This is a genomic window from Yersinia sp. KBS0713 (assembly GCF_005937895.2).
GTDB classification, from domain to species: Bacteria; Pseudomonadota; Gammaproteobacteria; order Enterobacterales; family Enterobacteriaceae; genus Yersinia; species Yersinia bercovieri.
The window spans coordinates 1,304,800-1,317,669 of sequence record NZ_CP042173.1; the positions used below are offsets into that span (position 1 = coordinate 1,304,800).

Sequence of the window (12,870 nt, forward strand, 5' to 3'; positions counted from 1 at the left end):
ATGGCACAGCAGGGGACACGCCGTTTACTGGTGCTCAGTGGCAGTGCTGATTGGTCACGGCAACAGGCGCTAAATCTATGTCAGCAACTGCCGGGGGATTGGCTGTGGATTGGCGAGGAGCTACCCGCTGATACTCAGGGGATTCGTCCGACGGCGGCAAAAACCTTATTGGGTCAGGAGTGGTTGCACGGCGTATTTGATGCCACTGATGGCTTGAATACCGAGGCGCTGGCGGTGCTGGCGGGGACATTGCAGGCCGGAAGCTGGCTGCTGCTCTTGGTGCCCGAGTGGGGCCGTTGGCCGAGTTTGCCCGATAGTGATAGCTTGCGTTGGAGTGAGCAGGGCACCCCCATCACCACGCCCAACTTTATCCAGCATCTGCAACGCCAGCTTCTGGCTGATCCCGATGTGGTGTTGTGGCAAGAGGGCCAGCCACAACCTGCGCCGATAGTGGACTCACGCCCCAACTGGCAGCGACCAGACGGCTCTCCTACCCTGGAGCAGCAAAATATTTTGCAGCGTTTGATGCAGGCCAACAGGGGGATTTGGGTGCTGACCGCCGCTCGCGGGCGCGGCAAGTCGACTCTGGCTGGCATGTTGGTGGCGCAGTGGCAAGGCCAGTGCTGGGTGAGCGGGCCGGGTAAGGCCGCTACGCAAGTTTTGAATACGCGGGCTGGCGAACGGGCGCAGTTTTGGGCGCCGGACGCACTGTTGGATTACTGCCGACAGCATGATGTCAGTGAAGTCGACTGGCTATTGATTGACGAGGCCGCCGCCATCCCCGCCGCATTACTCGCCGCGCTATTGGCCTACTTTCCACGGGCATTATTAACCACCACGGTACAGGGTTACGAAGGCACCGGACGCGGCTTTTTACTGAAATTTTGCGCCACCCTAAACGATTGGCACCATTTGACACTGACGAACCCGATCCGCTGGGCCAGTCACGATCCGCTGGAGCGCATTGTGGATGCGGTGATGCTATTTGATGATCAATGGTCACTCACGGCCCCTTTATCCTCGCCGGTTGATATCATCACCTGTGAACAGCGCGATTGGCTGGATAATCCCGAATTACTGCGGCAGTTTTATGGTCTGCTCTCCAGTGCACATTATCGGACTACACCACTAGATTTGCGGCGGTTGATGGATGCTCCGGGTATGCACTTCTCTGCGGCGCAAGCAGCTGATGCTGTGGTTGGCGCACTGTGGCTGGTGGATGAAGGTGGCTTGAGCCGTGAATTGGCCCAAGATGTTTGGGCGGGCAAGCGGCGGCCAAAGGGCAGTTTAGTGGCGCAATCACTGGCAGCGCACAGCGGGCAATGGCAAGCGCCGATCCTACTATCGCGGCGTATCAGCCGGGTGGCGGTCGCCCCATTATGGCGGCGGCAGGGGATTGCCCGCCAGATGATTGCCGCCGAGCAGCTACGCGCGCAGCAACAGCAGCTTGATTTTCTTTCGGTTAGTTTTGGCTATACAGCAGAATTAGCGCATTTTTGGCACACCTGCGGATTTCAACTGGTGCGCATTGGCAGCCACCAAGAGGCCAGTAGCGGCTGTTATGCCGCCATGGCGCTGCTCCCTTTGAGTCGCGCCGGGCAAGCACTCTGTAACGCGGCACGCCAGCAATTAGAGCGAGATTGGTATTGGTTGCAGCAATGGATTGAGATCGACACGCCAGCATCGCTATCCCTGCCTGAACAGCCTGATGTCAGCTTAAATGATGACGACTGGCGTGAATTAGCGGGTTTTGTCTCTGCTTCCCGCCCATTAGAGGCCAGTTTACCTGCGTTGCAGCGCCTGTTAGTGCACAGTGAATTACCCCTTCCTGCGCTGCGGCAATATTTGCAGCAGGAGGTGCCACCTGCGGAGATTGTTAGCTCACAGGGTCTTTCTGGGCGCAAGGCGTTAGTGGCGCGTTGGCGGCAGGAGGCCGCAGCAGGAGTGCGGGGGATTGATGGTGAACGGCCGTGTGCAATTTCCTTTTATTTACTTAATGGCTCAGGTTCTTATGAGTGATTAAGAGTGTATCAGGTTAAGATTTTTCGAATATTCAGGATGAGTATAACGAAGGATGCCAGGCTAGATGCACACGCACAGATTGGTCACTGAAGGGGCGCAATTGACTTATTGTTAGGCGAACTACACTATTTATACCGAACTTTAGTGGATTTTATGCTCAAGGTTGCCAACAATGAAAGTATACAAATTCTGTATTTTGTTGCTGAAAACCGAGCCTTAAATGCCATATACCCGAGGTATGTGAAGCGGTTTGCCAGAGAGCACAACCTAACCTACATAAATGATGGAGCTTGTTATGCGATACGGACACGGCACTACCCACACTAAAGGGCCGATTGATTTTAAAGCGATTCATGATAGCAAAATCGAAATGTTCAAACGATTTATGGCCGCTAAAGAAATTGCTGAGCGTAATGGTAACGTGGTCATCACGCCACTTTGAATGTTCTGCCCGGTAACGAAAAGAGGCCTATTGGCCTCTTTTCTTGATAAAAAACCAGTCGCCAGAACAAGCCGAATCGATTACATCATCACCTTCAATAATTCCCACCAACTCCATCAATAAAACCCAATATCCCTGCGGCACGAGCGGCCGTATAGTAACACTATCGTCACTCAATGATTAAAGGCCCCTAATGAATCAACAACATATCGTGGTGCAGCAACCCGCCAAGGCAGAACAATTGATTTTACTGTTTCATGGGGTCGGCGACAGTGCCGCTGGCATGGCACCGGTAGGCAGCCATTTCGCGCAAGCTTTTCCTCAGGCGCTGGTGGTCAGTATTGATGGGCCATTTGCCAGCAGCATGGGCAATGGAAGGCAGTGGTTTTCGGTCCAGGGGATTACCGAAGAGGGCCGCCAGGGGCGCATCGACGAAGTGATCCCTCAATGGGTTGCCACGATACATCAATGGCAGCAACAAAGTGGCTTGGGGGCGCAGCAGACCACGTTGGTTGGCTTCTCGCAGGGCGCTATCATGTCATTAGAGGGGATGAAAGCCCAGCCACAACTCGCAGGGCGGATTATTGCCTTCAGCGGGCGGTTTGCCACTTTGCCACAACAACCGATAGCGGATGTGGTTTACCATCTGATTCATGGCGAACAGGATGGTGTGATACAGGTAGAGCACGCGAAAAAAGCGGTCAGCAGCTTAACGGCGTTAGGTCATAAGGTGACGTTGGATCTTGTACCCAACATGGGGCATGGCATCAATCAGCTGATGCTAGAGCAGGCGATCGCCCATTTGCGGCAAGATCTGGCCGCGAGATAAGGGTTATTGGCGAAGGGGGGCTATCCCTTCGCGGGGGGCGCGCGTTCAGTTTACTTTTTCTTATTTTTATCCGGCCAGTCATCATCGTCGTCCCACTCCGCATTATTGTCGCGGTGAGGTGGGATCTCCGGCTTATTGCTCAAAAAGCGTTTATGGTCGAGACGGCGTAACTCTTTGATGCCATTTAGGATAATCCCTGCCAGTAGGATAAGGATTATCCACCAGTAATCTGCTAGCCAGTGCATAATTAAGATCCTTCCATCGTGGGTGTCGCGATAAATCGTGAAAAAATCATGGGTAAATGGCGTGTCAGCCACTCACTGCCCGCCACATCTTCTGCTTGCCAGGCTTCCAGCAAGATTTTGGGTGTCAGTAACTGTGCCGCCGTGACGGCTAACGGGCGATAGCTCAAGTGCCATGGCTCTACAGCGACGCCGCCACTCTCCTCGCTAAAAGGTCGGTAAAAACCAAATTCAGCCATATGCGCACTCAGCCATTGGGTGAGCGGATAAAAATAGCCGCCAGTTTGGTACTCCCATGGTTCCAGCTGTAGTTTGGCCTCCGCTGGCAGCAAGGAGGGATCGTAAATATCCAGATCACTGCCCCAGTGATGGCGGCTGGCCCCCGGCAGGGCAGACCAGCGCAAAATAGCTTCACAGCGGGCTGCATCGTCAAGCTGGCTGATATCTATCGGCTGACTCTCTTTATCTAATACTGGTCGCTCACCGCGAAATTTACCATTCCAAATCGCTAATTGGCGGTCAAAATCGCGAAAAGTGCTGGCAGGCTGGAGATCAAAACCTGCCGCTTTCGCCGCCTGCTGCATGGCCTGAAAAGCCTCAACCGCCTGCGGCTGTAGGCGGTGATTGCCGGTTAACACCATCAAATGTTCCGTTGAGCGCCCGGTAAGCATCTGTGGGGTTAATGTGTTAACTGTCATGCGATAAGTTGCTCCATGATTCGCTGATACATTCGGCTTAGCAGTTGTAAATCAGCCGCGTGAACGCACTCATTCACTTTATGGATAGTGGCATTAACTGGCCCCAGCTCCACCACTTGAGCGCCCATTAAGGCGATAAAACGGCCATCTGAGGTGCCACCGGTAGTGAGTAGCTGCGGCGTGATTTCAGCGTAATGCTCAACGGCGTTAACCACCGCATCGACCAGCGCGCCTCGAGCGGTCAGGAAGGGTTGGCCGGAGAGCACCCACTCCAGGCTGTAATTGAGTTGATGGCGATCCAGCAGGGCTTCAACCCGCTGCTTAATCAGAGTGTCGGTCAGCTCAGTGCTGAAACGGAAGTTGAACTGCACGTAGAACTCACCGGGGATCACGTTATTGCTGCCGGTGCCCGCGTGTAAGTTAGCAATCTGCATGCTGGTGGCGGGGAAGAACTCATTGCCCTCATCCCACTGGGTGGCAACCAACTCATTCAGGGCTGGCATGGCGCGGTGCACCGGGTTATCAGCCAAATGGGGGTAGGCCACATGCCCTTGAATACCGTGGATGCGCAGATTGGCGGTGATCGAGCCTCGGCGGCCATTTTTCACCACATCGCCGACTCTATCGGTACTGGAGGGTTCGCCTACCAGACAATAGTCTAACCGTTCATTGCGCGCCATCAGCGCATTAACCACTTTTACGGTGCCGTTAATCGCTTTGGCTTCTTCATCGGAGGTGATCATAAATGCCAGGCGGCCCTTATGATTCGGCTGCGCGGCAACAAAACGTTCGGCGGCGACCACCATGGCGGCCAGTGAGCCTTTCATATCGGCAGCACCACGGCCATACAACATGCCATCACGAATGGTCGGCTCAAAGGGTGGAGTGCTCCAATGGCTCTCATCACCGGTTGGCACCACGTCGGTATGACCGGCAAACGCCAGCGTCTCGCCTTCGCCACGCCATGCCCAGAAATTAAGAGTATCGCCAAAATTCATCGGTTCAACAGTAAAACCAATCGCCTCTAAGCGCTTGATCATGATCTCCTGGCAACCCGCATCATTCGGGCTGAGCGACGGGCGCTTAATTAATTGTTGGGCCAGTTCGATTACCGGACAGATCATATTATTGCACCTCAATAGCGGTTTGGTTTTGGATAAAGGATTGATAACTCTCAACGTTGAAGCCCAGCAGCATCTCGCCATTGGCGGCTTCCAACAGTGGGCGCTTGATTATGGCGGGCTGCTCTAACATCAACACTTTGGCGGTTTGGGCATCGGTGATGCTATCTCGCCGCTCTTCTGGCAGCTTGCGCCAGGTGGTGCCGCGGGTGTTGAGTAGCGGCTGCCAACCCAGTTTATCAATGAAACTTTGCAGACGTTCGTCACTCAATCCATCCACGCGATAATCATGGAACTGATAGGCAATGCCTTGTTCTTCCAGCCAGCGGCGGGCCTTTTTTATGGTGTCGCAATTTTTAATGCCATAAAGGCGCAATGATGGGGTGGCAGGGCTATCTGACATGGAAAAATAGTACCTCGGCTAGAGTGGTAAAACAGGTCAGCTACTAATGCGGCTGCCCGGCTCCAAAGGAGCAATTAGCCCATAATGCGGGAAAATGAGGTTTGAATCCAGACGGCTATGGCTTGTTTGGCGTTCCGACAATCAGGAATGAGCTGCGGTTTTAGCTGATAGCGTCAAGGTCAACGGCATATTGGCGCAGCGCTTTTTGGTAAAGGCTGATCTCTTGATGGTTTGAGGTCTGCGCCAACAGTAGCAGCAAAGCCGCCACCGCTTCTTGGGTTTCACCCAGATTATGCAGCGTCATGGCGCGAAACAGGGTTATCTCCTTCGCTTGCGGGAAGGCCGCCAGCGCGCGGTCAAGTGTCTCTAACGATGCTTGATATAACCCCAGTTCCCGATAAGTGCTACCCAGCCCCAAATAGGCCTCCTGTAGCTCTTTACCCACCAGGTGATGATCAATGGCCGCACGATAGAAGGGAATGGCCTGTAACTCCAACCCCTGCACATCATACAGGGAGGCGATTTTATACATCAGACTGGCGTTATCTGGTGAGTGTTGCAGCAACTTCTGCGCCATTGCCAGCGCATCATCATAACGGCCCTGCTCTTTTAGCGAGTCGATGGAGTGTTTCATGGTTTCACTCTGTCATTTAAGTGACACACAGTCATTTAAGTTTCACACAGTAATTAATTAGCAAACTGCTCGAATTAATGAGCACGCTACTCCGGAATTGAACCTCTGGCAAGCTGAGCGCAGCCAATTCGGCTATCAACAGTGCCGCTCTTCCCCGAAGTAAATCTATGCCGCACATCTTTTAGAGAGAGAGTTTGGGCAATAATAGCGCGATAAATGAGCGCCATCACAAAATAAGAAGACAAAAAATTAACTTCATTGCTTAGCGACACATATTAAATATATGTTGTTTTTTCGTTCCATAAATGGATATTGGAGTTAATTATATGTTAAGGAAAGTTAAAGTATTAATGATGGCGACGGCGGTATTAGCCACTCTTCCAGCCATTGCTCAACTCCCAACTTATTATCCTGCTGATTATCAAAACATTATTGATGGCGCCAAAAAAGAGGGCAAAGTGGTGGTGTATGCCTCTACGGATATCAAAGCCGCAGCGCCGCTGATTAAGGGATTCGAAGCCGCCTATCCGGGGATTAAAGTCGAATACAACGACATGAACAGCACCGAGTTATACAACCGCTACATCAGTGAGCAGGCATCAGGTAGCCTCAGTGGTGACGTGGTGTGGAGCTCCTCCATGGATACCGCGTTGAAGTTGGCGACCGACTATGCGCAGGAGTACCTCTCTCCAGAGCAGGGTGAGCTGCCAACATGGGCAGTATGGAAAAACAGGGCCTACGGCACGACTTACGAACCGGTGGTTTTCATCTATAACAAGCGCCTGATCCCCGCAGCAGATGTGCCGACGACCCATGCCGCACTGGCAAAACTCATCGCCAGCCAGCCTGATAAATTCAAAAAGAGAGTGACCACCTATGATATTGAAAAGTCAGGTTTAGGTTTTATGTTGTCGGTACAGGATTTCAAAGCTGATCCTAACTACTTTGCGACACTGGCTGATATCGCCAAGGGCGGGCTGACGGTGCAATCCTCCACCGGCACGATGATGGAGAGAGTGTCATCTGGTGAGAATCTGATTGGTTTTAATATCCTCGGCTCTTACGCCGAAACCCGTGCTAAAACAGACCCTTCTCTTGGGATCTCCTACCCGCAGGACTACACCCTGGTGCTGTCGCGAGTCACATTTATCAGTAAAAATGCAACCAATAATAATGCGGCCAAACTGTGGGTTAACTACGTGCTATCAGAAGCGGGCCAAAATATTTTGGCTAATCAGTCAGATATTCCTTCAATTCGCAACGATATCGAGGGTAACAACGACATCGCTGGCATGACCAAGAAGCTAGGTGATGCGCTCAAACCGATCGCGGTTGATGAGAGTCTGTTGGAGTATATGGAGCAGACTAAACGTCTGGACTACATCAAACAGTGGCGCAGCGCGGCCGCAAAATAAGGGCTCCCCCTTGGTGCGTATCTGTGGCGGTACGCACCCTGATTTTACTGGTTTTATCATGGATTTTTAACCAACGGGACTCATTATGAAAGCATTGCGCAGAAAGTGGCAAAGCTTGCCGCGCGGCTTGGTAGTCTTGATAACCACACTGGTTATCTACGTACCACTGTCATTTATTGTTATTCAAAGTTTCCTTTCTGCCCCCTTTTTCTCACCGAGCAAAGTGTTCAGCCTTGAGGCATTTCGCTTCATTTTTGCTGATCCCGATTTTTATAAGGCGCTGAAAAGTGGTTTTATTCTGGCTTTCGGGCTGGTGGTTATCGCGATTCCGTTGGGAGGGATTCTGGCCTTTTTGATGGTCAGGACTGATCTACCTGGCCGCCGGATCATCGAACCGCTGATTTTGGTGCCTATTTTTGTCTCGCCCATGGTGTTGGGGTTTGGTTACGTGGTGGCGGCAGGGCCGGTGGGATTCTTCTCCCTGTGGGCGGAGTCATTGATAGGTTTTGTGCCCTGGAATATTTATGCCATGTCCAGCATCGTGGTGATTGCGGGCCTGACCCACGTTCCTCACGCCTACCTCTATATCTCATCGGCGCTGCGCAGTGTCGGTTCTGATGTGGAGGAGGCGGCGCGCACGGCAGGGGCCTCGCCTTTGCAGGTGATGACGGCGGTGAGTTTGCCGATGGTGCGCCCATCGATTTTGTATATCACCGTATTGCTGTTCTTCCTGGGGCTGGAGGTGTTCGGGCTGATGCTGGTATTGGGCGATCCTGAGGGCAACTTGGTGCTGGCGACCTATCTCTACCAACTGACCAATAAGCTGGGCACCCCCTCTTACCATCTAATGGCCGCCGTAGCGGTGATACTTATCTGCATCACCATTCCGTTGGTGATGTTACAGCGGGTACTGATGCGTACCGCCAACCGTTTTGTTACGGTCAAAGGTAAAGCGTCTCAGGCGCGACTGCTACCTCTGGGCAAGTGGCGTTGGATTGCCGGTGGTGTGGTGGCGTTTTGGCTGACGGTTACCATTGGCGTGCCGCTGCTGGGGGTGGTGCTACGTGCTTTTGTCTCTAACTGGGGCATGGGGGTATCGCTCTGGGATGAGCTATCGCTCAACACTTTCCGCACCATCTGGCAGCAGCCTAACTTGCTGCGGGCCATCGTCAACTCGATGGCGATCGGGGTATTTGGCGGCGCGTTGGCAGTTATCTGCTATCTGTTTATCGGCATTGCGATGCACCGTAAACCGGATGGCGTGACGCGTTTCCTTGATTACAGCGTGTTAGTCCCGCGTGCAGTGCCGGGGCTGCTGGCGGGGTTGGCATTCTTATGGGTCTTCCTGTTCCTGCCGATGTGGCTGGATAACTCCTTGAAAGAGGGCTGGTTATCCTCGCTGCCAATGGCCGAGTGGTTGCGGGGGAATCTGGTGGTGTGGCTCCGCTCTCTGCGCAGCACCATTTTTAGTGTCTGGCTGGCGTACACCGTGGTGTGGATGGCCTATGGCCTGCGGCTGATCTCGTCGACTTTGCTGCAAGTCGGGCCTGAGTTGGAAGAAGCGGCCCGCAGCAACGGCGCCAGCCGGGGTCAGGTGACGCGCCATGTCACCATTCCACTATCCCGCTATGGCCTGATTGGTTCGTGGCTGCTGATGTTCCTGATTTTTGAGCGCGAATACTCTACCGGGGTTTATCTGCTGTCACCGGGTACGGAAACCATTGGCTCGATGCTGGTTTCACTGTGGGCGGCGGGGGCGATTGATATCGTTGCCGCGCTCTCCTTTATTAATATCCTGCTGGTGGTGTTGGGGCTGGGTATTGCATTGCGCTTTGGAGTTAAACTAAATGATTGAATTATCAGTAGATAACCTGCATTTAACCTATGGCGATAACCCGGTATTGAAAGGGGTGTCGATGCAATTAAAGCGCGGCGAAGTGGTCTCTCTGCTAGGGCCATCGGGGAGTGGGAAAACCACCTTGCTGCGCGCAGTCGCGGGTTTGGAGAAACCGAGTCAGGGTTGCATTATCATTGGTGAAAACAGGGTTTATGATGGTAAAACGAGTCGTGAAATCCCTGCCGAAGAGCGCAACCTGGGCTTGGTGTTCCAGTCTTATGCTTTGTGGCCCCACAAAACGGTATTTGAGAACATTGCTTACCCGCTGAAGTTGCGCAAAACGCCGGCGGCGGAGATCACTCAGCGGGTGCAAGCGGTACTCGACCAACTGGGGCTTGGGGCGCTGGGTCATCGCCATCCCCATCAGCTTTCTGGTGGGCAGCAGCAGCGTGTGGCCATTGGTCGTGCGCTGGTCTATAACCCGCCGGTTATTCTGCTGGATGAGCCGCTATCGAATCTGGACGCCAAATTGCGCGAGGAAGCGCGGGTGTTCCTACGTGAATTGATCATCAAACTCGGCTTGTCAGCGCTAATGGTGACCCATGACCAAAATGAGGCGATGGCAATCTCTGACCGTATTTTGCTGCTAAATAATGGCAAAATTGAGCAGCAGGGGACGCCACAGGAGATGTACGGTTCGCCAACGACGCTTTTTACCGCAGAATTTATGGGCAGCAATAACCGCTTACATGGCAAGGTCACGCAGGTTAGTGAGGGTAAGGCGCGAATCGAAGGTAAAGATTGGGCGCTGTGGGGATGGGCGGGCGAGGGGGTGCTGGTGGGGCAAGAAGGTACGGCAGTGATCCGAGTCGAACGGGTCAATCTGACGGATGATCCGAACGGCAACCAGCTCAATTTACCCCTGCTGACCAGCATGTATCTGGGCGACCGCTGGGAATATCTGTTCCGCACTGCGGCTGACGATTTTGTGATCCGCGCTTATGGTGCTGAGGTTCGCCGCGAGGAGCTATGCTCGATCTCTTTACCGATGGAGCATCTGTGGGTCTTCCCTAAGGGATAAACCTTCCGATATCAGGAGATTATTAACAAAGTTTCAGTGGCGGAGAGAACAGACAGATAGTAAAGATGCCGTCAATCCATCCATGGAGGCTTGAGCCGCGCCATTCGTGGCGCGGACGCTTTACTCTTTAGCCTGTACTCACCTTTTCCAATCGAGTCATCGGGTTTTCCATCAGTCTGAGACCTGCTTTTAGTAAAAATAGCTCTTTTGACTGCTCAACTCATTCGCCTGCTTTCTATTTTGACTGTTCAAATAATAGGCGTATAATGACTCGCGATAATTAGAGAGGACGTTATGGTTGAATTTGAGTTAAGCACGTGGAAAGAGTTTATCGATGCTATGCTGCGTAAGGCATAAGCGAATAAACCAGCAGTAAGAGTTATTATCTTTTTGTTGTTTTATCGATACAGATCCAGGGGCGAGTGATCGCTCGCAGAAAGGCAGAACCGTTGAGGTATCTGCCTTTTTTATCGGCAAATGCTCACTAGCTGTTTTGATATTGGTAACCCAACCATGGGACGACAATATTGCCGCTGTTGATCAGAAAGAAGCGCTCAAAACCGGGGATCAGGACATGGGTTACCGTGCAACCTGCCGCACTCTGATAGAGGATACTGATCAGCACCGGATGACCTTGCGCATTTAAGCCCCGCTCAATATGCAGTAGTTGATCAATCACTGAGGTGATGGGTTCATCTTCTGGAATATCGACCGCTTGTAAGGTTCGATCCGCTAATAGCCCGGGTAAATCAGCTTTACAGCTACGGCGGAGCTTTGGCCATGGCGATAGACGCCGCAAATAGTGATGTTGTGCCTCAATGAGATGGGGGTGTCGGGTGGCAATGGAGTGAAATTGAACCAGCTCTGTGATGGCTCGGGATAGGGCATAATAAGGCGAGAGGGATGTTCCTGCGCCAAATAAATGTATCGCCTGGCAGGGTTTGTGGCCGAAAGCGATGAAGGTCCGGCAGACGCAAGAGCGGCTGATTTCCAGTACTGTAATTTGGTCCGCTATTTCAGCCTCAGCATGGCACCATAAATGATGAAGCTCTTGCTGTAGTGAATCCCGGTTCACCCGTCGTAACTCATCATCACTCTCCTGATAAAAGTAGTTAATCAAAAATTGCGATATATCTTCACGTTCAATACTTTCATTAACTGCATGTAGAGTGGCTTCTTGAAAAGAGGAACCAATAGCGGTGCCACTGTTGCTGGAATAGCGGCGTAATACCTGATAATCGAAGTTATCTCCCTCAATGGGCGAGTTGGCGTAATCGGGGGTTGAAAAGGCGACCGGGTAAAAAACAGAAATATCGCCAGTGATATTTCGGTAATGGCGGCAACCAATTTTTGTATCCGGTTGAGTTTGCAATAAACTTCTAACGAAATCATACTCTTTTAATGTGTGTTGCAGCTTATTTGTTTTACATAATGATATTTCACCGAACTTTTGATAACTGGTTGAAATATAGTGTTCAAATGCTTCATAAAAGGAGCCGATTAATGCTGCGCCGTCAATACCTTTGCCAACACCTTGGCTCAGTAACTTATTATTATGATCATAAATATCACAGGTGGTAGTAATAATATTTTGACCAAGATTCTCTATGTAGGGGATCATACTATTCCCCTGAAACTCAGTCAGGATTCGTTTTTGGGCTTCAGCTAACGTGATTTCACGCTCATAAGGTAATTCCATATGTTTATCTCCAATAAACAATCAATTAAGGAAGCCGAAGCTTCCTTAATTATGGTGCTATTCATTTTCCAGTTCAGCTAACTCCTTTTCTGTTAAACAATTAATGTGTTCATTGTTCTCAATTGATTCATCCTCATCAACTTTATTTGGTAATAAACCGAGAATACCCATGATGATATCTCCTGACTCTATTGAGGTTAATATGAAGTTGTGTTTTCACGTCGATATTGCCACGTGATAGATAAATATGGATTATGATTTTAAAATGATCAACATGCAGTGTGAATATATTAAAGTAATTTTTTTGTTTACCGATTAATGATTCATTTGAATATTATTAATATAAATGATTTATTGTATTTGCTACTTATTTAAAATAAAAGGTGACATTAATTATTAATGTCACCTTTCTCACGCCACATATCGCGGTTTACTGATTATCTACCG

At 51.2% G+C, this 12,870-nt stretch carries 12 protein-coding genes; 6 read left to right on the forward strand and 6 right to left on the reverse strand.

What is annotated here, in order from left to right:
• The 3 genes from FFE93_RS06035 (at position 1) to ypfH (ending at position 3,293) form a co-directional block, all read left to right on the forward strand.
• Complete coding sequence (locus FFE93_RS06035; protein WP_138775210.1) at positions 1–2,019, forward strand: tRNA(Met) cytidine acetyltransferase TmcA; 2,019 nt, start codon at positions 1–3, stop codon at positions 2,017–2,019.
• 298 nt (positions 2,020–2,317) lie between these two features.
• A complete protein-coding gene (locus tag FFE93_RS21480) occupies positions 2,318–2,464 on the forward strand; it encodes a hypothetical protein (RefSeq protein ID WP_172666414.1) in 147 nt (48 codons plus the stop codon).
• 193 nt (positions 2,465–2,657) lie between these two features.
• Entirely contained in the window at positions 2,658–3,293 is a 636-nt protein-coding gene (gene ypfH, locus FFE93_RS06040) for an esterase (RefSeq protein WP_138774911.1), read from the forward strand.
• Positions 3,294–3,343: 50 nt separating this feature from the next.
• On the opposite strand, the gene FFE93_RS06045 is transcribed toward ypfH, so the two are convergent.
• From FFE93_RS06045 to FFE93_RS06065, 5 genes are all read right to left on the reverse strand, one after another.
• Positions 3,344–3,538, reverse strand: coding sequence for a YpfN family protein (locus tag FFE93_RS06045; RefSeq protein ID WP_005273331.1), 195 nt, complete (start codon positions 3,536–3,538; stop codon positions 3,344–3,346).
• A 2-nt stretch (positions 3,539–3,540) separates the two neighbouring features.
• On the reverse strand, positions 3,541–4,233 hold the full coding sequence (locus FFE93_RS06050) for a M15 family metallopeptidase (RefSeq protein ID WP_057647320.1): 693 nt from the start codon (positions 4,231–4,233) through the stop codon (positions 3,541–3,543).
• A complete protein-coding gene (gene dapE / locus FFE93_RS06055; RefSeq protein ID WP_054872360.1) occupies positions 4,230–5,357 on the reverse strand; it encodes a succinyl-diaminopimelate desuccinylase in 1,128 nt (375 codons plus the stop codon). Before dapE ends, FFE93_RS06050 begins: the two co-directional genes overlap by 4 nt.
• 1 nt (position 5,358) lies before the next feature.
• Positions 5,359–5,757 carry an ArsC family reductase gene (locus FFE93_RS06060; protein ID WP_005273337.1) on the reverse strand — a complete coding sequence of 133 codons (399 nt, stop codon included), beginning with the start codon at positions 5,755–5,757 and terminating at the stop codon, positions 5,359–5,361.
• Between the two features lie 160 nt (positions 5,758–5,917).
• Positions 5,918–6,391, reverse strand: coding sequence for a tetratricopeptide repeat protein (locus FFE93_RS06065; RefSeq protein WP_138774912.1), 474 nt, complete (start codon positions 6,389–6,391; stop codon positions 5,918–5,920).
• Between the two features lie 326 nt (positions 6,392–6,717).
• Between FFE93_RS06065 and FFE93_RS06070 the strand changes: the two genes are divergently transcribed.
• The 3 genes from FFE93_RS06070 (at position 6,718) to FFE93_RS06080 (ending at position 10,724) form a co-directional block, all read left to right on the forward strand.
• On the forward strand, positions 6,718–7,806 hold the full coding sequence (locus FFE93_RS06070) for an ABC transporter substrate-binding protein (protein WP_049600742.1): 1,089 nt from the start codon (positions 6,718–6,720) through the stop codon (positions 7,804–7,806).
• An 85-nt stretch (positions 7,807–7,891) separates the two neighbouring features.
• The gene (locus tag FFE93_RS06075) at positions 7,892–9,661 is read left to right on the forward strand and encodes an ABC transporter permease (RefSeq protein ID WP_005273344.1); all 1,770 of its coding nucleotides are present in this window, start codon (positions 7,892–7,894) and stop codon (positions 9,659–9,661) included.
• Positions 9,654–10,724: an ABC transporter ATP-binding protein gene (locus tag FFE93_RS06080; RefSeq protein ID WP_032897492.1), complete on the forward strand. Its 1,071-nt coding sequence runs from the start codon at positions 9,654–9,656 to the stop codon at positions 10,722–10,724. The genes FFE93_RS06075 and FFE93_RS06080 overlap by 8 nt, the downstream gene beginning before the upstream one ends.
• Positions 10,725–11,208: 484 nt before the next feature.
• Here the strand turns inward: FFE93_RS06080 and FFE93_RS06085 are convergent, their stop codons facing one another.
• Positions 11,209–12,423, reverse strand: a complete 1,215-nt coding sequence (locus FFE93_RS06085) for a YcaO-like family protein (protein WP_005273349.1) — start codon at positions 12,421–12,423, stop codon at positions 11,209–11,211.
• Positions 12,424–12,870 lie beyond the last annotated feature (447 nt).

Coding starts and splice junctions, on each gene's coding strand:
- FFE93_RS06045 (WP_005273331.1), bottom strand. CDS start 3,538: ATGCACTGGCTAGCAGATTACTGGTGGATAATCCTTATCCTACTGGCA.
- FFE93_RS06085 (WP_005273349.1), bottom strand. CDS start 12,423: ATGGAATTACCTTATGAGCGTGAAATCACGTTAGCTGAAGCCCAAAAA.
- FFE93_RS06070 (WP_049600742.1), top strand. CDS start 6,718: ATGTTAAGGAAAGTTAAAGTATTAATGATGGCGACGGCGGTATTAGCC.
- FFE93_RS06060 (WP_005273337.1), bottom strand. CDS start 5,757: ATGTCAGATAGCCCTGCCACCCCATCATTGCGCCTTTATGGCATTAAA.
- dapE (WP_054872360.1), bottom strand. CDS start 5,357: ATGATCTGTCCGGTAATCGAACTGGCCCAACAATTAATTAAGCGCCCG.
- FFE93_RS06080 (WP_032897492.1), top strand. CDS start 9,654: ATGATTGAATTATCAGTAGATAACCTGCATTTAACCTATGGCGATAAC.
- FFE93_RS06065 (WP_138774912.1), bottom strand. CDS start 6,391: ATGAAACACTCCATCGACTCGCTAAAAGAGCAGGGCCGTTATGATGAT.
- ypfH (WP_138774911.1), top strand. CDS start 2,658: ATGAATCAACAACATATCGTGGTGCAGCAACCCGCCAAGGCAGAACAA.
- FFE93_RS06035 (WP_138775210.1), top strand. CDS start 1: ATGGCACAGCAGGGGACACGCCGTTTACTGGTGCTCAGTGGCAGTGCT.
- FFE93_RS06075 (WP_005273344.1), top strand. CDS start 7,892: ATGAAAGCATTGCGCAGAAAGTGGCAAAGCTTGCCGCGCGGCTTGGTA.
- FFE93_RS21480 (WP_172666414.1), top strand. CDS start 2,318: ATGCGATACGGACACGGCACTACCCACACTAAAGGGCCGATTGATTTT.
- FFE93_RS06050 (WP_057647320.1), bottom strand. CDS start 4,233: ATGACAGTTAACACATTAACCCCACAGATGCTTACCGGGCGCTCAACG.